Here is a 21,441-nt window from a genome sequence, read left to right on the forward strand (position 1 = left end):
CCGCAGGCGACAGCGCCGGCAGGGCAGCCGCCTTGCCGGCACATCACGTGACGGCAGTGCCGTCATGACGATGCAGCGCGGCCGGCTTGCGGGCAATGCAGTACCAGTCGCTCGTCTGCACGGGTGCATTGGCGGGGCAAGGCAGGGAGGCATGGGCCTGCACGACCAGCCCGGACTGCGCCAGCCAGGCCCCGATCCCCTCTGGCCCCTCCAATGCATGGAAGAACACATGCACCACATCACCCCGGCTGCTGCGCTGCGGGCCTGAGTCCTCAGGGCGGCCGCCCTGGGTGCTGAGGTAGAGCCGTCCGCCGGGGCTCAGCAGGCGCGCGGCCTGAGCGATGAAGGCCCGCGCGTCCGGGGGGCTCAGGTAGGGCAGGCCGAAGGCGCAGACAATGGCGTCCCAGCGGCCGTCCTCACCGGGCAGCTGACGGCAGTCGCCCACCACGAATTGCGCGGCCGGCACCGCGGCGCAGGCGAGTTCGACCATGCGCGGCGCCAGGTCCACGCCCAGCAGCTGCAGGTCCGGCCGCCAGCCCAGCAGACGGCGCGCCACAGTGCCCGGGCCGCAGGCGGCATCCAGCACGCGCGCGCCCTCAGGCAGTTCGCGGGTGAGCAAGGCATAGCTCTCATCGTAGAGGTCGAGGTCCATGTACTTGCTCTGGTACAACTCCGCCAGTTGGTCAAACACTTGGGCGGACTGGGAACTGGTATCCATGATGGAGCGCTTCATGCAGGAGTCGCGGACCCGGCACCTTAGCAGCCCCCTCTGCAGCAATGCCAGAATGCGCCCATGTCTGCTGAAAGGACACCCGCATGACTGCCCTGCCTTCACGACTGGCCCCCGGCCGCCCGCTCATGACCCTCCTGGCTCTTCTGAGCGCCTCGGCCCTGGCCGCGCCCGCCGAGGAAACCCTGCGCCTCAAGTTCCAGGCTGCCGGCGGCAATGCCGCGGGCAGCCTCCAGGTCCAGTTCATCGGTTACCGCGACCAGCGCTGCCCGGTCAATGTGCAGTGCATCACCGCCGGCACGGCCCAGGCCTTGTTCTGGGTGCAGCCGGCCGAGGGCGCCGGACAAGTCCTGACCCTGCCATGGCCTGCGGCCGAGCCGGTCAAGGCCGGTGGCTACAGCCTGCAGCTCAAGAGCCTGGAGCCCCGCCCCAACACCCGCAAGCCGCCGAACCCGGCGGACTACGAAGCCGTGCTGACCCTGCAGAAGCTCGCAGGCAAGCCCTGAGATGAAGGCGGCCAAGCCCCAGCTGCGGCTGCGCATGCGGGTGACGGTGGACGACACCATCGCCGTCGGCCCCGGCAAGATCGCCCTGCTGGAAGCCCTGGACGAGACCCGCTCCATCACCGCAGCGGCCAAGGCCCTGGGCATGTCCTATCGGCGCGCCTGGGCCCTCATCGACGAGCTGAACCGCTCGCTCAAGAAGCCTGCCGTCGTCAGCGCCGCCGGCGGTGCACAGGGCGGCGGCAGCGAGCTCAGCCCCAGCGGCCGGCAGCTGCTGGACCTGTATCGAGGCATCGAGGCTCAGGCTCAGTCAGCCTGCAAGGCGGACATCCAGCGCCTGCTGAAGCTGCTGGCCTGATACGCCTCGGCATCAGTCGTTATGCAGGAAGGTATATTGCGTACCGCCCCTCCGCCTTTTGCCTTGCCTGCCCTCCGCCCCATGACCGCCCTCCCGAACGGCCCGCAGCCGCACCCGCATGCCTGACGCCCTGATCGCGCTGGGCCTGTCACTGAAGGTGGCGCTGTGGGCCAGCGGCCTGGACCTGCTGCTGGGCACGGCCCTGGGCTATGCCCTGGCGCGCTGGCGCTTTCCTGGGCGCGAGCTGCTGGACGCCCTCCTCACCCTGCCTCTGGTGTTGCCGCCCACGGTGCTGGGCTACTACCTGCTGGTGCTGGTAGGACGCAAGGGCTGGCTGGGCGCCTGGCTGTTCGAGACCTTCGGCGTCCGTCTCATCTTTACCTGGCAGGGGGCGACCCTCGCTGCCGCGCTGGTGGCCTTCCCCCTGGTGCTCAAGGCCGCCCGCAGCGCCTTCGAACAGGTGGACCCGCAACTGGAACAGGCTGGCCGTGTGCTGGGCCTGAGCGAATGGGCGGTGTTCTGCCGCGTGAGCCTGCCCCTGGCCTGGCGCGGCATCCTGGCCGGGCTGCTGCTGGCCTTTGCCCGCGCCCTGGGCGAGTTCGGCGCCACGCTGATGGTGGCGGGAAGCATTCCTGGCCAGACCCAGACCCTGTCCATCGCCATCTACGAAGCCGTGCAGGCCGGGCAGGACGCGACGGCTCAGCTGCTGGTGTGGATCACCTCGCTGAGCTGCGTGGCCGTGCTGGTGGCCGCCAGCCGCCTGGCGCCGCCGAGCCGGGAGCGGGCATGAACCCCGCATTGCGGTCCCAAGGGCTTCATGCCCGCATGGCAGGACAGCAAGCAAGGCAAAGGGTGCCCAGATGAGCTTCGAGATCCGTCTGCGCAAGCAGCTGCCACCCGCGCCGGGTGGCACGGGGTCAGGTTTTGCCTTGGACCTGGATGTGCGCACCACGGCACGCTGCCTGGTGATCCACGGGCCCTCGGGTGCAGGCAAGAGCCTGACCCTGCAGGCCGTGGCGGGTCTGCTGCGGCCCGATGCGGGCCGCCTCAGCGTGGCGGGCGAGCCGCTGTTTGACAGCGACGCCGGCCTGGACCGCCCCAGCCGCGAGCGGCGCCTGGGCTATCTCTTCCAGGACTACGCCCTGTTCCCACAGCTCACTGTGCGCCAGAACGTCGCCTTCGGCCTGCAGCGGGGCTGGCGCAATCCGCCGCGCGGCGTCATGAGCGAGAAGCTGGCCCACTGGCTGGCGCTGATGGAGCTGGACGGCGTGGCCTCGCAGCTGCCGCACCAGCTGTCCGGCGGCCAGCGCCAGCGCACGGCCCTGGCCCGCGCCCTGATCACCGAGCCCCGCGCCCTGCTGCTGGACGAACCCTTCGCGGCACTGGACCCCGAGCTGCGCGAACGCCTGCGCGGGGAGCTGGAGCGCTTGCTGGCCCGCGTGCAGATCCCCCTGCTGATGATCACCCACGACCCCGAGGACCTGGCCCGCTTCGGCGAGGCCCGCGTGCAGCTGCGCGGCGGGCAGGTGGTGGCGGCGCAGCTCTAGGCCTGGGCCTGGGCCAGGGCCGCGCAGGCCTGGCGCAGATTGGCGCGAGCCCTGCCGTCCCAGACTGCGTGCAGGGCCTCGGTGACGAAGAGCCGCCCGCGGGCCAGGAAGCCTTCCAGGATGCGACGCCGGCCGGCCCGGAATTCCGCTTCGGGCACGAAGGCGTACTCCTCACGGATCTGCCGCTCGTAGGCGGCAAAGCGCTGGGGATTGGCCGCCAGGATGGCCAGGTCCAGGTCCAGCAGCAGGCCCATGTCGGCATCGCTGGCCACATGGTCGCGCGTAGCCAGCACCAGCCGGGCCACGCGATCGCAGGCCTGCTCGGGCAAACCCAGGGCGGGCAGCGCGCGGTGGGCCCAGTCGGCACTGCGGGCTTCGTTGTCATGCGCCCGCGGGTCGTAGACGGCGTCGTGAAACCACAGGGCCAGGGCCAGCAGCTCGGGCTCGCCGGCCAGGTGGCGCCACTGCGCCAGGGCGGCCAGGCACTCGTCCAGGTGCTGCAGCGTGTGGTAGCGGCGCTGCGGCTCGCTCCAGGCGGCCAGCAGGGCTTCGGCAAGGGTCAGGTCTTGCCTGAGCCCCAGGGCCTGGCAGGTCGAGTGCCAGCGGGCCAGGAGATCCGGGGCCGCCGGGCTCATGCCGCGCCTGCGCCGTGGACCAGGGCCGCAACCCGGTCCGCATAGCGCGGCCACAGGGCCTCGGGCAGGTCGTGGCCCATGCCGGGAATGAAGTCGGTCTCGACGTGGCGCAGGTGGCGGGCCAGGTGGCGCCCGGCGGCGATGGGCACCAGCGGGTCCGCCTCGCCGTGGATCACGAGCGAGGGCGCCTGGATACGCGTCACCCGGGGCGTGCGGTCTTCGTCGGCCACCACAGCCATGAGCTGGCGCAGCATGCCCTGAGGGTGGTCGCTGCGGCGCAGAGCCTCGGCCACGCGCGCCTCCAGCCAGCCGGGAGCCGGCGGGTATGCCGGGCTGCCGATCAGGCGATACAGAGCTGCGAAATGCGCCTGCAGCGTGGCCTCGTCCCGGCGGGGCGGACGGGCCAGCAAGGCCTGGCGCACCGGCCAGGTGGGACCGGGCAGGTGGCGGGCACCGGCCGTCGTCATCATGAGGGTCAGGCTTTGCACGCGATCCGGCGCCTGATCCACCAGGTGCTGGGCGATCATGCCGCCCATGGAGGCGCCCCAGACATGGACACGGGGCAGGTCCAGGGCGTCCATCACGCCCTGGGCGTCGCGGGCCATGTCGGCCAGGCTGTAGGGGCTGCGCACAGGCAGGTGCAGCAGATGCTTGAAGGAGGCCCAGCCCACATGGGGCAGACCCAGGTGGTCCAGATGCTGGCTGAGTCCGATGTCGCGGTTGTCGAAGCGGATCACGCGCAGGTCCCGCGCCGTGAGGGCATCGACCAGGCCCTGAGGCCAGGCAACCAGCTGCATGCCCAAGCCCATGATCATCAAGAGCGCAGGGGCCCCGCGGGGCCCCTGGTCGTCGACGGCGATGCGCAGGCCGTTGGCGTTCACATGGCGTTGCATGCGGCCATCATAGGCCGCGCCTGTGACAGCAGCTCAAGACCCCTTGGGGGCCTCGCACGCAGTGACTGGTCCGGGAGTCCTCACTTGCAGGTGAAGCTCTTGTGCGTCACGTCCTTGACGTTGCCGGCGCCGCAGGTCTTGGTGGCTTGCTCGCTCATCTGGGTGAGCGCCTCGCGGTCGCTGACGACGCGCTCACCGTTGGGGGCGATGACGCAGGCCGTGCTCAGCAGGGCGGCGAGGGTGACGGTGGCCAGGGTGGCGATGCGATTCATGGGTGTTCTCCGGAGAGTTCGTTTGGAATGGACGCGACTGTAGGGCCTTCTCGTTCCGGCCCACCCCGCAAAGCGACGAACTGCCGCCGCGAACGGACAGCCTGCTCAGCCCGGCTGCCCGGTAGACGAGACCGCCCCCTGGTAGCCCCGCGGCACCGCCCCCAGCAGACGCCGGGTGTACTCCTGCTGCGGCGCAGCCAGGAGCCGGGCGGTGTCGGCCTGCTCGACCACATCGCCGTGCTGCATGACCAGCACTTCGTCCGAGATGAAGCGCACCACGGCCAGGTCATGGCTGATGAAGATGTAGCTGAGGCCGAACTCATCCTGCAGGTCCTTCAGCAGGTTGAGCACCTGGGCCTGCACCGAGACATCCAGCGCCGAGACTGCTTCATCCAGCACCAGCACCTCGGGCTTGAGCGTCAGGCAGCGCGCGATGGCGATGCGCTGGCGCTGGCCGCCGGAGAACTCGTGCGGATACTTGGGCAGGGCGGACTCATCCAGGCCCACCTTCTTGAGCAGGCCGGCGGCGATCTCCAGGCGCTCCTCGTGGTCGGCGCCGATGTCGTGGATCTCCATGGGCTCCACCAGGGTCTGGGCGATGGTGAAGCGAGGGTTCAGCGAGGCATAGGGATTCTGGAAGACGACCTGGATGCGGCGGCGCATCTGCTGCCAGTCGGCGGCGCCCATCTTGAGCAGGTCGCGCCCCTCGAACAGCACCTCGCCGCCAGTGGGCTCGTGCAGCCGCAGCAGGGTCAGGCCCATGGTGGTCTTGCCCGAGCCGGACTCGCCCACCACCCCCAGGGTGTGGCCCTTGCGCAGCCGGAAGCTGACGTTCTTGACGGCCTGGAACTCCTTGCGACCGAACAGGCCCTCCCGGAACCAGAAGCTCTTGCGCAGGCCGCGCGCCTCCAGGATCACCGGCGCCGCCGGGTCCTTGACCGGGGCGACCAGCCGTGCCGCACGGCCGGCGATGTGGTCGTCGATCACGGTCAGCCGGGCCGGGTTGTCCTGCAGCGAGGGGCGGCAGGCCAGCAGGGCCCGGGTATAGGCATCCTGCGGGGCCTGGAAGATCTGCGCCACAGGCGCCTGCTCGCGGACCTGGCCGTGGCGCATCACCACGACCTGGTCGGCGATCTCGCCCACCACGCCCAGGTCATGGGAAATGAAGAGCAGGCTCATGCGGTGAGCCTCCTTCAGCTTGGCCAGCAGCTCCATCACCTGGCGCTGGATGGTGACGTCCAGGGCGGTGGTGGGCTCGTCAGCGATCAGCAGCTTGGGCCCGCAGGACAGGGCCAGGGCGATCATCACGCGCTGCTGCTGGCCGCCGGACATCTCGTGCGGATACGAGCCCAGGCGGCGCTTGGGGTCGGGGATGCCCACCTCGTGCAGCAGCTCCTCAGCGCGGGCCAGGGCCTGGCGGCGGCTCATGCCCAGATGCAGCATCAGCGGCTCCATGATCTGGTCGCCCACGGTGAAGACCGGGTTGAGCGAGCTCATGGGGTCCTGGAACACGCAGGCGATCTCGCGCCCGCGCAGCCGCTGCAGCTCGCGCGCAGAGGCCTGCAGCAGATCGCTGCCCTGGAAGAGGATGCGGCCGCTGCGCTCGGCGTTGTCCGGCAGCAGGTTCAGGATGGACATGGCCGTGACGCTCTTGCCCGAGCCCGACTCGCCCACCAGGGCCACGGTGCGGTTCTCAGGCACGTCAAAGCTGATGCCCTTCACTGCCTGCTGGCGCTGCATCTCGCCGCGCAGCTTGCCCATGCGGAAGGCGACGTGGAGGTCTTGGATACTCAGAAGCATGTCAGTGGTTCCAGCGGGTCACTCGAGACCGCGAAGCTTGGGATCGAGGGCATCTCGCAAGGCATCGGTGAACAGCGCAAACGCCGTCACGAAGACCGCCATGCACACGGCCACGGCCGTCAGCTGCCACCAGTAGCCCAGGATCAGCTCGCTCTGGGCCTCGGCCAGCATGGTGCCCCAGGAGACCTGGTCCACGCTCACGCCCAGGCCCAGATAGGACAGGATCACCTCGCTCTTGATGAAGCGCACCACCAGCAAGGACAGCTGCACCAGGGTCACGTGGGACACATTGGGCAGGATATGCCGGAACATGCGCGAGCCCTGCGAGGCGCCGATGGCCTCGGCCGCGCGCACGTACTCGCGGCTGGAATGCTTGATGAACTCGGCGCGCACCAGGCGGTAGACACCGGTCCAGCCCGCCAGGCCCAGGATCATCACCACCGGCAGCACGCCGCGGCCGAAGATGGCCGCGAAGGCGAAGATCAGCAGGATGTCCGGCACCGCGGTGAAGACGTTGTAGACCCACTCGAGGAAGTCCCCCACGCGCCGGCCGAAGAAGCCGGAGAGGGCGCCCAGCACCGTGCCGATCAGGGTGGCGACCAGGGCCGCCAGCACGCCCACCATGATGGAGACCTCAGCGCCCTTGAGCACCTTGGACAGCACGTCGCGGCCCAGGCGGTCACCGCCGAAGGGCAGGGTCTCCTGCTTGACCAGATCCTCGGTCTTGAAGCTGCGGGCCTTGGCCTCCCACTCGGCGTAACGCGGGGCGAGGGGGTCGATGTCGGAGAGGTCCACGTTCGGGCCCAGGGGGCCCTGCGCGGCCTGGCTGGCCTCGCCCGGCGCCGGGCCCATGAAGCTGGGCGGCGCGTTGGGCACGCCGATCTCCTTCTGCCAGCCCGAGGCGATCAGGCCCAGGCCGGTGGCCAGCACCAGGCCCAGGAACAGGGCCACGACCCACAGGCAGGCCATGCCCAGGCGGTCGCCACGCAGGCGCCGCCAGGCCGCGGCCCAGACGCCCTGCGAGCCACGCGAATCGGTGCTGGTCGCGGCCGGTGCGGAGGTCATGGTGGCGCTCATTTCAGGACAACTCTGGGATCGACCCACTTGTAGAGCAGGTCGGTGAGGAGATTGATCACCATGGTCAGCATGGCCAGGTAGATGGCAAAGGCCTGGATGACCGGGTAGTCGCTGCGGTTGACCGCCAGCAGCAGCTCGCGGCCCAGACCGGGGATGGAGAAGAAAACCTCCAGCAGGAAGGAGCCCACGAACACGCCAGGCAGGGCCACGGAGATGTTGGTGAGGATGGGGATCATGGCATTGCGCAGCACATGCCTGAGCAGGATGCGACGCTCGGGCAGCCCCTTGGCGCGGGCGGTGCGCACGTAGTCGTGGCCGATCTCGTCCAGGAAGAAGCTGCGGTAGAGCCGCGTGTAGGGCGCCAGGGCCACGGCCACCGCCACCATGACCGGCAGCGGCGCGTAGGTCGTGAGATTGGTCCAGGTGCTGTTGCTCCAGCCCTGCACCGGGAACAGCCCCAGGCGGAAGGCGAAGAAGTACTGGCCCACGATGACGTAGACCAGCAGCGAGATGGACACCGCCACCGTGCTGAGCACCATCACCGCCCGGTCCGTCAGCGAGCCGCGCACGGCGGCCACGGCCAGGGCGAAGGGAATGGCCAGCAGCACCTCCAGGCACAGGATGGGCAGCATCACCGTCAGCGTGGCCGGCATGCGGGTCGCAAAGAGCGTGGCCACGGACTCGTTGGTGGCCCAGCTGTGGCCCCAGTTGAAGGTGGCGATCTGCTTGAGGAAGATCAGCAGCTGCTCCCACACGGGCCGGTTCAGGCCCAGCTGCTCGCGGATGGCCTGGATCTGCTCGGCGGACGCGTTCTGGCCGCCCAGAATTTCGGCCGGATCGCCGCCGAACCAGCGGAACAGGAAGAACACCAGCAGCACGACCCCCAGCAGGGTGGGGATCATTTGCCACAGGCGCCGCAAGAGATAAGCCGTCATGGCTGTCGGTCTCCAAATCGGACTGCCAGCCCTGGCGACGGCCAGAGCTCGTGAGGGGACCCGGCGGCGGGCGCTGGCCGCTCGGACTTCGGGCGCAGTCTAGTGCAGGCCCCGCGCCCTGCCCATGCCGGTTTATGCGGAGGCGATGCCGGATTATTCCTAGGGGAATTCCAGGGCGCCCCTGCGCCTTTACGCGTCACAATCGCCAGCCCGTGCCGGGCTTGGCTGCCGGCAGGACGGTTCTCGAGGGATGCCAAGAATGCGTGCTGTTGTCGTTGTTGCTCTCCTGCTGGGTGCCCTGGGCGCGCCGGCGCAAGCCCAGGCGCCCGGCCCGTCGTCGGCACCGGCACCTGCCGAGCCCACGCCGCCCGAGGGCGTCGCCCCGAAGAAAGTGCTGCGCTACGCCATCCGCATCGCCGAGACCGGCTTTGACCCGGCGCAGGTCTCCGATCTGTATTCCCGCACCATCACCGCCGGCATCTTCGACGCCCCGCTGCGCTTCGACTACCTCGCCCGCCCGGTGCGCCTCAAGCCCGCCACCGCGCAGGCGCTGCCCGAAATCAGCGAGGACTTCAAAACCCTCACCTTCCGCATCAAGCCCGGCATCTACTTCGCGGACGACCCCGCCTTCAAGGGCCGCAAGCGCGAACTGACCGCGGCCGACTACATCTACTCGATCAAGCGCCACTACGACCCTGCCAACAAGAGCAGCAACCTCTACATCCTGGAGAACGCCCTGCTGCCGGGCCTCTCCGAGCTGCGCCAGGAAGCAATCAAGCGAAAGAAACCCTTCGACTACGACCGCGAGGTGGCCGCACTCAAGCTGCTGGACCGCTACACCTTCCAGGTCCGCACCGAGCTGGGCGACCCGCGCTTCGTCAACAACTTCGCCGACGCCATGCTGGGCGCGGTGGCCCGCGAGGTGGTCGAGGCCTATCCCGGAAAGACCATGGAGCATCCGGTGGGCACCGGCCCCTGGCGCCTGGCCGACTGGCGGCGCAGCTCCCTGATCGTGCTGGAGAAGAACCCCAATTTCCGGGACGTTTTCTACGAGGAAACACCTGACCCCGCCGACAGGCGCATGGTCGAGGCCGCCGCCCGACTCAAGGGCCGCAAGCTGCCCATGGTGGACCGGGTGGAGATCGCCGTCATCGAGGAAAACCAGCCGCGCTGGCTGTCCTTCCTGCGCAATGAGTTCGACCTGGTGGACGACGTGCCCCAGGAGTTCATGCCCCAGGTGATGCCCAAGAACAAGCTCGCGCCCAACCTCGCCAAGCGGGGCATGCAGGCGGTGCGCTATGCGCGGGCGGACCTCTACCTCTCCTACTTCAACATGGAAGACCCGGTGGTGGGCGGCTACACGCCGGACAAGGTCGCCCTGCGCCGCGCCATCGCCCTGGCCGTGGACCTGGACAAGGTGATCCGCCTGCCACGCCGCGGCCAGGCCATCCCGGCGCAGGGGCCTGTGCCGCCCGGCACCTTCGGCTACGACCCCGCCTTCCGCTCCGAGATGAGCCAGCACGACATCGGCCGCGCCCGTGCTCTGCTGGACCTCTACGGCTACGTGGACAAGGACGGCGACGGCTGGCGCGACCAGCCCGACGGGTCGCCCCTGGTCATCGAGTACACCACCGAGCCTGACGGCGAAAAGCGCGCACTGGCCGAACTCTGGCAGAAAGCGCTGGACGCCATCCAGGTGCGCCTCAAGTTCCGCTTCGGCAAGTGGCCGGAGAACCTCAAGGCGTCCAATGCCGGCAAGCTGCAGATGTGGGGCGTGGGCTGGAGTGCCACGGCGCCGGATGGTGACTCCTTCCTGGGCCTGGGCTATGGGCCCAACAAGGGCCAGTCCAACAAATCGCGCTTCGACCTGCCGGCCTACAACGCGATCTATGCCAAACAGAAGCGCCTGCCCAACGGCCCCGAGCGCCAGGCCCTCATGGCCGAGGCGCAACGCCTGCTGGTGGCCTACATGCCCTTCAAGGCCGAGGTGCACCGCATCTACACCGACATGGCCCAGCCCTGGGTCATCGGCTATGACCGCAACATCTACATGCGCGACTTCTGGGCCTTCGTGGACATCGACCTCGAACAGCAGGCCCGTGCCCGCCCCTGAGTCGGCCCGCCCATCCGTGACAACCCGCAGGCATGCCCCCCGGGGATCGGGGCGCTCTAGGGGTGAATACGTGCTCTTGGAAGCCAGGCCTTCCGCGACACTGCGCCCATGACTTTCCGCGCTCCAGCGGGCGGCCCCTCCCGCCGTGAACTCCTGGCCCTGGCCAGCCTGGGCAGCCTGGGCTTGCCGGTACAGGCCGTCCCCCAGCCTGGCACCCCGGCCGCAGGACCTGCCAAGGTCCTGCGCTATGCCTTCCGCGTCGCCGAGACCGGCTTCGACCCCGCTCGCATCAGCGACCTCTACTCACGCATCATCACCGCCCACATCTTCGAGGGCCTCTACACCTACGACCACCTGGCCCGCCCGGCCCGGCTCAAGCCCCTGGTGGCCGAGGGCATGCCGGAGGTTTCCGAGGACTTCCGCGTCTGGACCATGCGGGTGCGCCCCGGCATCTACTTCGCAGCCGACCCCGCCTTCAAGGGCCAGCGCCGCGAGCTGGTGGCCGAGGACTTCGTCTACAGCTGGAAGCGCTTCGCCGATCCGGAGCTGGCCTCGCCATCCTGGTCCGAGGTGGACGAACTGGGCATCCTGGGCCTGGCCGAGTACCGTGCCAGCCTGCTCCGGAGCAAGACGCCCTTCGACTACGACAGGCCCATCGAAGGCCTGCGCACCCTGGACCGCTACACCCTGCAGATCCGTCTCAAGGAAACGCGGCCGCGGCTGATGGAGGTCTTCGCCCAGATCGACACCTACGGCGCGGTGGCCCGAGAGGTGATCGAGGCCTATCCGGGCCAGGCCATGGAGCATCCGGTGGGCACCGGCCCCTTCGTGCTGAGCGCCTGGCGGCGCAGCTCCCTGATCACCCTGGACCGAAACCCGGGCTACCGCGAGCGCTACTACGACGCCCAGCCCGCCCCGGACGACAAGGAGGGTCAGGTCTTGCTAGCCCGCTACAAGGGCCGGCGCCTGCCCATGGTCGATCAGGTGCAGGTGGCCATCATCGAGGAGAACCAGCCGCGCTGGCTGTCCTTCCTCAACCGCCAGTTCGACTTCCTGGAGCGCACGCCCGAGGACTTCATCCAGCAGATCCTGCCCCAGGGCCGCCTCGCCCCCAACCTGGCACGCCAGGGCATCCAGGCCTACCGCGCCCTGCTGGCCGACGTGCTGTTCACCGTCTTCAACATGGACGACCCGGTGGTAGGCGGCTACACGCCGGCACGCGTGGCCCTGCGCCGCGCCATCGGCCTGGCCACGGACTGCCGGCGCGAGATCAGCCTGGCGCGCCGCGGCCAGGCCATTCCCGCGCAGTCGCCCTACATCCCGCACACCACGGCCTACGACCCCGACTACAAGAGCGAGATGGGCGACTTCGACCCCGCCCGCGCCAAGGCCCTGCTGGACCTCTACGGCTACCGAGACCGCGACGGCGACGGCTGGCGCGAGGACCCGGACGGCCGCCAGCTGGTGCTGGAAAGCCTCACCACGCCCGACGGCTTCCAGCGCCAGATCGACGAACTCTGGCAGAAGAACCTGGCCGCCGTGGGCCTGCGCGTGCAGTTCCGCACCGGCAAGTGGCCCGAGAACTTCAAGGCCCTGCGCGCCGGGCACTACATGATCTGGAGCCTGGCCCTCTCGGCCGCCAAGCCCGACTCACAGGACGCGCTGGCCAGCTTCCACAGCGGCCACATCGGCGCCTCCAATTTCGCACGCTTCCGCCTGGAGGCCATGGACCGCCTCTTCGACCAGGCCGGCGGCCTGCCCGACGGCCCGCAGCGCCAGGCCCTGTTCAGGGAAAGCAAGCGCCTGGCCACGGCCTACATGCCCTACAAGTACCGCGGCCACCGCTACGTCACCGACCTCGCCCAACCCTGGGTGCAAGGCTACCGGCGGCCGCTGTTCTGGCTGCACTGGTGGGAGTGCGTGGACATCGAGGGTGCGCCACCCGCGCCACCCGCCTGAGGCCGGCAGACTGGATTCAGGCCGACGGCGGCGTGAAGCGCAGGCCGCCCGCGATGCGGTTCCAGGCATTGATGTGCCCGATGGCGGCGGTCAGGTTGGCGATCTCCGCGGCACTGAACTGCACCTGCAGTGCGGCATAGGCGGCGTCTGTATCCGGACGCGAGGCCTGCAGCGTCAGCACCTCGGCCCAGGCCAGGGCGGCCCGCTCGCGGGGCGCGAAGGCGGGCGAGTCCGACCAGCAGGCGAGTTGGTCCAGCTGCAGAGCGGGCAGGCCCAGCTTGCGGCCCAGGTTCAGGTGGTACTGCAGGCAGAAGGCGCAGCCATTGATCTGGGAGACACGTACCTTGAGCAGTTCGCTGAGGCCCTTGTCCAGGCCCGAGGCGTCCACGGCGCGGCCCAGTTCGCGCAGGGCCAGCACCACGCCGCCGGCGTCCTTCTCGAAGGCCGCCCAGTCCAGGCGCGGCTCCACCGCATGTACTTCACTCATGGCATCCATCCCGCCGAACGACCGGCGCGGGGCGGACTATAGGCAGTCGCCAGGCCGCGCCAGCACGGATTCAATGAATCGGGCCTTCGCCGCACGATAAGCGTCCTCGCCCTGCTCCCAGTGCGCCCGCTTGACGGCGTCGTAGGCAGCGACCAGGGCCGGCTCGCGGCGCAGGGCGTCGCGAAAGCGCAGGAAGTCCTCGAAGGGCGAGCCCTGCGCCACGAGCTGCAGGGCCAGGTCATGCCCCTGCGCCCAGTCCGGCGGCGCCAGCAGCATGCACAGCGCGGGCGTGCGCAGGGTGTCCTGTTTGATCTCGAAGCCCGCGCCGCACAGCAGGTCCACCACCTGGGCATGCATCTCGGGCGGCACGATCACGCAGATGTCCAGGTCACCCTTGGAGCAGGCGCCGGGAATGGAGGAGGCGCCCACATGCTCCACGCGGGCCATCGGCAGCAATGTCTGGAGCGCAGCGGCACTGCGGTCAAACAAGGCCTGCATGGCTGGCTGGTAGTCGGCGGCGGCCAGAAGGGGCATGACGGGGCGGGCAGGGAGCGGCGAAGGCCCGAGTGTCTCAAAGCCCCACGGAGACCCGGATGCTTGCAACTTCGCACGATCGTGCTAAATTGCTGACATGAAAGCCAAGACCGAGCGCAGCGAGCTGACCCAGACCGCCATCGTGGACATGGCGCTGGAGATGGCCGCACTGGAAGGCCTGGAGAGCCTGTCCATCGGCGAGATCGCCAAGCGCCTGAACCTGTCCAAGAGCGGCGTGTTCTCGCGCATCGGCTCCCGGGAGGCCCTGCAGAAGGCGGTGCTGGACGAGTTCGACCGCCGCTTCCAGCAGGACATCCTCGTGCCCGCCCTGCGCGAGCCTCGCGGCCTGCCACGCTTGGACGCCATCATGCGCGCCTGGCTGGCCCGGGCCTGCCAGGCCGGCCATCGCGGCAGCTGCCTCTATGCCGCAGGCGCCTTCGAGTTCGATGACCGCGAGGGCCCCTTGCGCGACCTGCTGCTGGCCGGCGTCAAGCGCTGGCGCCAGGTGCTCAGGCGCAGCGTGCTGCAGGCCGTGGAATGCGGCCACCTGCATGCAGACCTGGACCCCGACCAGCTGGTCTTCGACCTTGACGCTGTTTTCACCGCCGTCGTGCGTGAAACCCGCTTTCTGCGCGACCCCCTGGCCGCCGAGCGCGGCTGGAATGCCTACCAGCGCCTGATGCAGGGCCTGCGCCCCGCCCACCCCTGAGCCGCCTCGCCACCTCATGAAGCCCGCTTCATTTACCCCAACTTCGCACGATCGTGCGAAATACACCGAAAGGCCATCATCATGTTCAGCCCTCTTCTGATCCTCGCCCTGTGCGGGCTGGCCGGCCTCCTGTGGCGGGGCTGGCAAGGCCTGCTACGCCTTTGGCGCGCCATACCTTCCCGCAACCGCGATTTCTTTCTGGGGTGAGCCCATGAGCGAGCTTCGCCAGACCCGTCCCGCCGTCGATCGCTTCTATGCCCAGGGCCGTGTGCTGCAAGGCCTGCGCCTGAGCCTAGCGCTGCTGCAGCGCCATGCACCCGCCCAGGCAGCGCGGCTGGCCCTGCGTCTCTTCGACACCCCCCTGCCGCCGCGCCTGCTGCAGCACCGTCCTCCGATGGCGCCTTGGCAAGGACTGACCCTGCCCTTCGAGACCCGCCGCCTGCAGCTGTGGCACCGGCCGGACGGCGCGCAGCGCCCGCGCGTGCTGCTGCTGCATGGCTGGAGCGGGCAGGCCACGCAGCTGCGTGGCCTGGCCCAGGCCTGCTGGAACGCTGGGCTGTCACCCTATGTGCTGGACTGGCCGGCCCACGGCCATAGCAGCGGCTGGCGCACCGACATCGCCCAGTGGCAGCGCGCCCTGCAGGTGCTGACTGTCGAGCAGGGGCCCTGGGTGGGGATTGCCGCCCATTCCATCGGCGCCCTGGCTGCCGCTCACGGCGTTGCCCGCGGCTTGCCGGTGCAGCGCCTGGCGCTGCTGGCCTGCTCGGCGCCGCCCCGTCATCTGCTGGAGGGCTTTGTGGCCAGCTTTGGTCTTGGCACGGCCGTGCGGGAACGCCTGCGCCAGGCTTTGGAAGCGCGCGCACGGCCGGGTCTGGCCGGCTTCGAACCGGCCTGGCTGGGCCAGCATCTGCAGTTGCCCGTGCTGCTGGTGCATGACCGCCAGGACCGCGCCGTGCCGGCCGCCTACAGCGAAGCCTTGGCCGCAGCCCTGCCGCAGGCAACGCTGCGGCTCACCGAGGGCCTGGGCCACCGCCGCCTCCTCGATGACGCGAGCGTTCAGCAACAGGTGGCCGCCTGGCTGGCCGCAGCCGCCTGATCGCCGGGCTCCGCTGATATATCCCCAGCATGAATCCAAGGCCCACCGCCAAAATCGTTACAAAATGTGCAACTTTCCGCGGCGGGGGTCACCCCATATAGGGATATAGCCCGAGCCAGGGGCGCTCCCCCGCTCACTACACTGCGCGCACAGGTGCCGGAAGCCATGCTCCCCTGAATCAGGGGGCCGGGAAATTCCGAGCTTCAGAAGTCAAAAGCAGCCTGAGAGGAGCGCGCTGTGAGCTGGATCCCCCAATGGCGTGAGGTCGCCGCCCTGGACGGGCAGGCCGTCGCACCCGACGAACGCCTGGCCTGGCCACAGACCATCGCCCTGGGCCTCCAGCACGTGGTGGCCATGTTCGGCGCCACCGTGCTGGCACCCCTGCTGATGGGTTTCGACCCCAATGTCGCCATCCTCATGAGCGGCATCGGCACCCTGCTCTTCTTCTTCATGGTGGGCGGACGCGTGCCCAGCTTTCTGGGCTCCAGCTTTGCCTTCATCGGCGTGGTGATCAGCGCCACGGGCTATGGCGGCAGCGGACCCAATGCCCAGATCGGCCTGGCCCTGGGTGGCATCGTGGCCTGCGGCGCCCTCTATTTCCTGATCGGTGCCCTGGTCCAGCGGCTGGGCACGGGCTGGGTCGAGCGGCTGATGCCGCCGGTGGTGACCGGCGCGATCGTGGCCGTGATCGGTCTGAACCTGGCCAGCGTGCCCATCAAGAACATGGCGCCCACGCCCTTTGACGCCTGGGTTCAGGCCCTGACCTTTCTCTGCGTGGCCCTGGTCGCCGTGCGCAGCCGCGGCCTGCTGCAGCGCCTGCTGATCCTGGCGGGCCTGCTGATCGCCAGCGCGCTGTACGCCCTGCTCACCAATGGCCTGGGCCTGGGCAAGCCCATGGACTTCAGCGCTGTCGCGCAGGCCGCCTGGTTCGGCCTGCCGCACTTCGCGAGCCCGCGCTTCGAGGCCGGCGCCATGCTGCTGATCGCGCCGGTGGCACTGATCCTGGTGGCCGAAAACCTGGGCCACCTCAAGGCCGTGGGCGCCATGACCGGCCGCGACATCGACCGCGACATGGGCCGCGCCTTCATGGGCGACGGTCTGGCCACCATGCTCAGCGGTGCGGCCGGCGGCACGGGGGTCACCACCTACGCCGAGAACATCGGCGTGATGGCCGCCAACCGCATCTACTCCAGCGCCGTCTTCGTGGTGGCGGGCCTGCTGGCTGTCGTACTGGGTTTCTCGCCCAAGTTCGGCGCCCTGATCCAGACCATCCCGCTGCCGGTGATGGGCGGCGTGAGCATCGTGGTCTTCGGCCTGATCGCGGTGGCTGGCGCCAAGATCTGGGTCGACAACCGCGTGGACTTCAGCCAGCAACGCAACCTGATGCTGGCCGCGATCACCCTGATCCTGGGCACCGGGGACTACACCCTGCGCATGGGCGGCTTTGCCTTGGGCGGCATCGGCACCGCGACCTTCGGCGCCCTGCTGCTGAACCTGCTGCTGGCGCCAGGCCGCCCGAGGCAATGAATGGCGATGTCTGCGTACTTTTTTGACTAAAACGCGATGCCGGCCCTCGTCGAAGTCCTGCACTCAGCGTCAAATCGACTCAACGCCCAGTCGATGAGAACACGCTCACGCTCTGCCCCCCCGCGCTGGCGCCTTGGCCTGGCGACGGGTCTTCTCGTGCTCGGGCTGGCCGCCTGCCAGCCGGACGGCCGCCCGGCCTCGCCGGCCGACGCCCCCTCGCCCGAGCTGCTGGCCCGCCTGGACGAGATGGAACTCACCATCCGCATGCATCCGCGCCAGACGGACGACGAGCTGCGCGACATGGCCGCCAAGCTTCCGCCCGGCAGCGCTGCCCGGCTGGAAGTGCTGGGCCTGCGCGCAGTGGTCGTGGCACGGGTCGACGAAGCCGAGCGCTACGAAGAGCTGCGCCAGCAGCTGGAGCAGTGGCCGGGCCGCGAAGATCCGCGCATCGCCACCACGGTGCGGCTGACCCTGGCCGTGATCGAGGCCCGCCGCGCGGCACTGTCGGGCCAGGGCCAGAAGCTCAAGAAGATCCTGTCGGTCCTGGACAAGCTCGACGAGGCCGGCCAGCCCCCGCGCCTGCTGCTGACGCTGTATTCGATGCAGGCGGGCATGTTCACCGACCAGGGCGAGTTCGACCGCGCCCTGCGCGCCGCCCACCGGGTCCTGGAGCTGTCTGACGGGCCGGCCGCGTCCCCCTCGCGCCGCGTGTTCGCGCGCCTGCAGCTGGCCGGCACCTATGCCGCTGCCCAGCAGTTCGAGCAGGCGGTGAAGGCGCAGGAAGAGGCGGAGCAGCTCGCGGCCAATGACAAGAACCCGCTGATGCGCTACTTCATCGAGGTCAACCGCGGCTCCCTGTTCCAGGACCGCGATCGCGCCATTACCGAGCGGTCCTCGCAGGCCGCCCTGGACGCGGCGCGCGAGACCGGCCTCGAAGACCTGATCTCCAATGCCCTGGCCAACCGTGCCGACGACTTCCTTCGCAAGCGGGAGTGGGCCGGCGCCATTGCCCTGACCACCGAGGCCATACGCCTGGCGCAGAAGCGCAAGGACGGATTCGCGGAATCGCTGGCGCGGCACAACCTGGGCATTGCGCTGATGCACACCGGGCAGGTGGCCCAGGGCCGGCAGGAGGTGGAGACCGGCTTCAAGTTGGCCAACGATGCCGGCTCCGCAACCGGCATGGACGCCCTGTACGAGGAGTACGGCCGCGCCCTGCAGGACGTAGGCCTGACTCAGGAAGCCGTTCAAGCCTACCTGCAGGAGCGCCAGTACCGCCGCCAGCTCTATCGCGACGATCTGCGCAAGACCGTGCTGGAAGCCCAGGAAGCCCTGGAGGCCGACCGCCGCAGCCGCGAATTCGAGCTGCTCAACCGCGACATGAGCCTCAAGAACGAGCAGCTGCGCGCCAGCCAGCTGGAATTCCGCCTGTGGCTGTTGATGGGTGGCTGCGTGCTGGCCGCTGGGGCGCTGCTGCTGCTGGCCTACCGCCGCGTGCGCCGGACCAATATGGCGCTGCAAAGCACGAATGAACGGCTCAAGGTGCAAAGCGAGCGCGACCCGCTCACCGGCCTGGCCAACCGCCGCCACTTCCAGGCAGCCATCCGCCAGCGCGAGGAGCAGGACCTGCTGCGCGGGAGCCTGTTCCTGATCGACATCGACCACTTCAAGCGCATCAATGACCAGTACGGCCATGCCGCTGGCGACACCGTGCTGGTGGAGGTCTCACGCCGCCTGCGCCAGGCCCTGCGAGAGGATGACCTCGTGGTGCGCTGGGGCGGCGAGGAATTCCTCATCGTGATCAAGTCCTGCGACCCGGTCTTTGCCCAGCACCTGGGCCAGCGCCTGCTGGAGGCCATCGGCGGCCAGCCCGTGACCCACGAGCGCCACACGGTCCCTGTGACGGCCTCCATCGGCTTTGCCAGCCTGCCCATCGAGCCGCACAGCGTCTCGCTGCACTGGGAGCGCGCCATCGACATGGTCGACACCCTCATGTACATGGCCAAGGCCCACGGCCGCAACAAGGCCTATGGTCTGCAATGGGCCGATGCAGCGGACGGCGAGGGCCTGCTGCAGCTGGCTGAACAGATGGAAGCCGCCTGGCATGACGGCAAGGTCCGGCTCTCGACCCAGGCCGGCCCGGCCCAATGGACGGAGCCTCGCACATGAAGCGCCTGCTGCCCCTGCTGCTGGCACTGGCCGCCGGCCTCGTAGGCGGTGCGCCCGGGACCGCAGTCATCCCCGCGGCTGGCCCCCTGGCCGCGCCTGCGCCAAGCGGCGGCGGCGCGCCCAGCCGTACCGAGCTGCGCCGCGAGGCCTTGATGCTCACCCTGCTGGCCTATGACCACCCCGTGGAGGCGGCCAAGGCCCTGCGACCCATGGTCCAGCTGGCCGAATCCACGGGCGATGCCGCCCTCAAGGCCGAGTTGACCCTGACCCTGGCCGCGGCGCTGACCTCGGGTCAAGGTGCCAGCGAGGCCGAGGAACTGGCCCGCCAGCTGGACAAGGACTTCCCCGGCCATGCCCTGCTGATCCGTGCCATGGTGGCCGAAAGGCAGGACCATCCCCAGGCCGCCAGCGAACTGGCCCGCAAGGGCTTGGAGCTGCTGCATCCGCCCTGCCAGTGGGAACACAAGGAGAGCGAACTCAAGGACAGCGTGGAAGCCGGCTGCGATGCCAGTGCCACCTGGCTGGGCCTGCGCCTGCTGGCCTTGAGCCAGGAAGCCACAGGGGCCGGCGCCAGCGCCATCACGGTGCTCGAACGCCATGTCACCCTGGCGCGGCTGCTCAAGCTGCCCGGCCTGCTGGCCCTGAGCCTGGGCCGCCTGGCCGTGGCCGAGCACCAGCAGGACCAGGTCGAAGCCGGCCGGCAGCACCTGGCCCAGGCTCTGCAGGCAGCCCAGGCGGACCTGCCGACCCTGGCCCGCATCAAGGTCTACGAAGGCGGCATAGCCGTCGCCCGCAAGGACCGCAGCGGCCAGTTGCGCGCCCTGGAAGAAGCCGTGAGCCTGGCCCACAGCGCTGGCGCGCGCCGGGTGGAAGCCGTGGTGCGCAGCAATCTGGCGGACTTCTATCTGAGCGCCAAGCAAGCCGAGCGCGCCCTGGCCGCGGCCCGCCTGGCCCTGCCCGCGCTGGAGGAGTTCCAGGACCGCCGCATGGAGCGCATCGTGCGCCACAACATGAGCCTGGCCCTGATCCAGCTGCGCCAGTTCGATGCCGCACGCCAGGAGCGCCGCCGCCTGGACGCCATGCGACCGGACCTGGTCGGTGCCGCGGAACGCAGCCATGAGCTGGAAGAGCTGGCCGACGCCTGGACCGAGGCCGGCCAGTGGGCCGAGGCCCTCAAGGCCCTGGTCGCCGAGCGCGAACAGAGCCAGCAGCTGCAGGAGGCCTCCCGCAAGGCCCAGCTGGACGAACTCAAGCTGCGCTATGACAGCGACCGCAAGAGCGCCGAGCTGACCCTGCTGCAGCGCGACGGCGAACTCAAGGCGCGCCAAGTCTCCAACAGCGTGCTGGCCCAGCGCGTGGGCATGGCCCTGGCCCTGCTGACGGCCCTGCTGCTGCCCCTGCTGGTGATGATGCTGACGAAGGTGCGCCAGGCCAACCGCCAGCTCAAGGCCAACGAGGCCCTGCTGCGCGCCCAGAGCGAGCGCGACCCGCTGACCAACCTCGCCAACCGCCGCCACTTCATGGCGGTGATGGAGCAGCATGCCGCCAACACCTTCAACGGCGCGCTGCTCATGGTGGACATCGATCACTTCAAGCACGTCAACGATGAGCACGGCCACTCGGCCGGCGACGCGGTGATCTGCGAGGTGTCCCGCCGCATCAGCCAGGCCGTGCGCGAGGAAGACCTCGTGGTGCGTTGGGGCGGAGAAGAGTTCCTGGTCTTCGTGCCCGGCGTACCGCCGGCACAGCTGCAGCAGATGGCCGAGCGCATCCTCTTCGCCGTGGGCGGCGAGACCGTGCAGACGCCCGACGGCCCCCTGCATGTGACGGTCTCGGTCGGCTTTGCGCATTTCCCGCTGCCGCCCACGGGCCTCTCCCTGCACTGGGAGCAGGCCGTCAACTGGGCCGACATGGTGCTCTACACCGCCAAGGCCCAGGGCCGCAACCGCGCCATTGGCATCGCCACCATCGATGCCCACGACACAGAGGCCCTGACGCAGATCCAGGCCGACTTCGACGCGGCCTGCATCTCCTCCCGCGTGCAGCTGCTGCAGGTACTGGGCCCGACAGCGCCATAGCCGGCATGGGGGCTGCCGC

General features: G+C 69.4%; 20 protein-coding genes. 11 read left to right on the top strand and 9 right to left on the bottom strand.

Annotated elements, in window-relative coordinates:
* Positions 1 to 43 precede the first annotated feature (43 nt).
* A complete protein-coding gene (locus ACS5PK_RS18325; RefSeq protein WP_439441705.1) occupies positions 44 to 718 on the bottom strand; it encodes a class I SAM-dependent methyltransferase in 675 nt (224 codons plus the stop codon).
* A 98-nt stretch (positions 719 to 816) separates the two neighbouring features.
* Here ACS5PK_RS18325 and ACS5PK_RS18330 point away from each other — a divergent pair, with 98 nt between their 5' ends.
* The 4 genes from ACS5PK_RS18330 (at position 817) to ACS5PK_RS18345 (ending at position 3,138) form a co-directional block, all read left to right on the top strand.
* Positions 817 to 1,236 carry a hypothetical protein gene (locus ACS5PK_RS18330; protein WP_439441706.1) on the top strand — a complete coding sequence of 140 codons (420 nt, stop codon included), beginning with the start codon at positions 817 to 819 and terminating at the stop codon, positions 1,234 to 1,236.
* A gap of 1 nt (position 1,237) precedes the next feature.
* On the top strand, positions 1,238 to 1,591 hold the full coding sequence (locus ACS5PK_RS18335) for a winged helix-turn-helix domain-containing protein (protein WP_439441707.1): 354 nt from the start codon (positions 1,238 to 1,240) through the stop codon (positions 1,589 to 1,591).
* A gap of 118 nt (positions 1,592 to 1,709) precedes the next feature.
* A complete protein-coding gene (gene modB / locus ACS5PK_RS18340; protein ID WP_439441708.1) occupies positions 1,710 to 2,381 on the top strand; it encodes a molybdate ABC transporter permease subunit in 672 nt (223 codons plus the stop codon).
* Between the two features lie 70 nt (positions 2,382 to 2,451).
* Positions 2,452 to 3,138 carry a sulfate/molybdate ABC transporter ATP-binding protein gene (locus ACS5PK_RS18345; protein ID WP_439441709.1) on the top strand — a complete coding sequence of 229 codons (687 nt, stop codon included), beginning with the start codon at positions 2,452 to 2,454 and terminating at the stop codon, positions 3,136 to 3,138.
* Here ACS5PK_RS18345 and ACS5PK_RS18350 read toward each other — a convergent pair.
* The 6 genes from ACS5PK_RS18350 to ACS5PK_RS18375 form a co-directional block, all read right to left on the bottom strand.
* A complete protein-coding gene (locus ACS5PK_RS18350; RefSeq protein WP_439441710.1) occupies positions 3,135 to 3,773 on the bottom strand; it encodes an HD domain-containing protein in 639 nt (212 codons plus the stop codon). The genes ACS5PK_RS18345 and ACS5PK_RS18350 overlap by 4 nt on opposite strands.
* Positions 3,770 to 4,666, bottom strand: coding sequence for an alpha/beta fold hydrolase (locus ACS5PK_RS18355; RefSeq protein ID WP_439441711.1), 897 nt, complete (start codon positions 4,664 to 4,666; stop codon positions 3,770 to 3,772). The genes ACS5PK_RS18350 and ACS5PK_RS18355 overlap by 4 nt, the downstream gene beginning before the upstream one ends.
* Positions 4,667 to 4,746: 80 nt before the next feature.
* Entirely contained in the window at positions 4,747 to 4,938 is a 192-nt protein-coding gene (locus ACS5PK_RS18360) for a hypothetical protein (RefSeq protein ID WP_439441712.1), read from the bottom strand.
* Positions 4,939 to 5,043: 105 nt separating this feature from the next.
* Positions 5,044 to 6,738, bottom strand: a complete 1,695-nt coding sequence (locus ACS5PK_RS18365) for an ABC transporter ATP-binding protein (RefSeq protein WP_439441713.1) — start codon at positions 6,736 to 6,738, stop codon at positions 5,044 to 5,046.
* Positions 6,739 to 6,756: 18 nt separating this feature from the next.
* Complete coding sequence (locus ACS5PK_RS18370; RefSeq protein WP_439441714.1) at positions 6,757 to 7,803, bottom strand: ABC transporter permease; 1,047 nt, start codon at positions 7,801 to 7,803, stop codon at positions 6,757 to 6,759.
* Between the two features lie 8 nt (positions 7,804 to 7,811).
* Positions 7,812 to 8,750, bottom strand: coding sequence for an ABC transporter permease (locus ACS5PK_RS18375; RefSeq protein ID WP_439441715.1), 939 nt, complete (start codon positions 8,748 to 8,750; stop codon positions 7,812 to 7,814).
* Between the two features lie 259 nt (positions 8,751 to 9,009).
* Between ACS5PK_RS18375 and ACS5PK_RS18380 the strand changes: the two genes are divergently transcribed.
* The gene (locus ACS5PK_RS18380; protein WP_439441716.1) at positions 9,010 to 10,863 is read left to right on the top strand and encodes an ABC transporter substrate-binding protein; all 1,854 of its coding nucleotides are present in this window, start codon (positions 9,010 to 9,012) and stop codon (positions 10,861 to 10,863) included.
* A 108-nt stretch (positions 10,864 to 10,971) separates the two neighbouring features.
* Complete coding sequence (locus ACS5PK_RS18385; protein ID WP_439441717.1) at positions 10,972 to 12,822, top strand: ABC transporter substrate-binding protein; 1,851 nt, start codon at positions 10,972 to 10,974, stop codon at positions 12,820 to 12,822.
* A 16-nt stretch (positions 12,823 to 12,838) separates the two neighbouring features.
* Here ACS5PK_RS18385 and ACS5PK_RS18390 read toward each other — a convergent pair whose 3' ends face one another.
* Positions 12,839 to 13,309 carry a carboxymuconolactone decarboxylase family protein gene (locus ACS5PK_RS18390; protein ID WP_439441718.1) on the bottom strand — a complete coding sequence of 157 codons (471 nt, stop codon included), beginning with the start codon at positions 13,307 to 13,309 and terminating at the stop codon, positions 12,839 to 12,841.
* A 36-nt stretch (positions 13,310 to 13,345) separates the two neighbouring features.
* Entirely contained in the window at positions 13,346 to 13,843 is a 498-nt protein-coding gene (locus ACS5PK_RS18395; protein ID WP_439441719.1) for a GrpB family protein, read from the bottom strand.
* Between the two features lie 97 nt (positions 13,844 to 13,940).
* Here ACS5PK_RS18395 and ACS5PK_RS18400 point away from each other — a divergent pair, with 97 nt between their 5' ends.
* From ACS5PK_RS18400 to ACS5PK_RS18420, 5 genes are all read left to right on the top strand, one after another.
* On the top strand, positions 13,941 to 14,552 hold the full coding sequence (locus ACS5PK_RS18400) for a TetR/AcrR family transcriptional regulator (RefSeq protein ID WP_439441720.1): 612 nt from the start codon (positions 13,941 to 13,943) through the stop codon (positions 14,550 to 14,552).
* 211 nt (positions 14,553 to 14,763) lie between these two features.
* The gene (locus tag ACS5PK_RS18405; RefSeq protein WP_439441721.1) at positions 14,764 to 15,648 is read left to right on the top strand and encodes an alpha/beta hydrolase; all 885 of its coding nucleotides are present in this window, start codon (positions 14,764 to 14,766) and stop codon (positions 15,646 to 15,648) included.
* A 237-nt stretch (positions 15,649 to 15,885) separates the two neighbouring features.
* Positions 15,886 to 17,175, top strand: a complete 1,290-nt coding sequence (locus ACS5PK_RS18410; protein WP_439441722.1) for a solute carrier family 23 protein — start codon at positions 15,886 to 15,888, stop codon at positions 17,173 to 17,175.
* A 93-nt stretch (positions 17,176 to 17,268) separates the two neighbouring features.
* A complete protein-coding gene (locus ACS5PK_RS18415; protein WP_439441723.1) occupies positions 17,269 to 19,344 on the top strand; it encodes a diguanylate cyclase domain-containing protein in 2,076 nt (691 codons plus the stop codon).
* On the top strand, positions 19,341 to 21,422 hold the full coding sequence (locus tag ACS5PK_RS18420) for a diguanylate cyclase domain-containing protein (protein ID WP_439441724.1): 2,082 nt from the start codon (positions 19,341 to 19,343) through the stop codon (positions 21,420 to 21,422). Before ACS5PK_RS18415 ends, ACS5PK_RS18420 begins: the two co-directional genes overlap by 4 nt.
* Positions 21,423 to 21,441 lie beyond the last annotated feature (19 nt).

The sequence above is a fragment of the Roseateles sp. DB2 genome, assembly GCF_051857535.1.
GTDB lineage: Bacteria > Pseudomonadota > Gammaproteobacteria > Burkholderiales > Burkholderiaceae_C > Roseateles_B.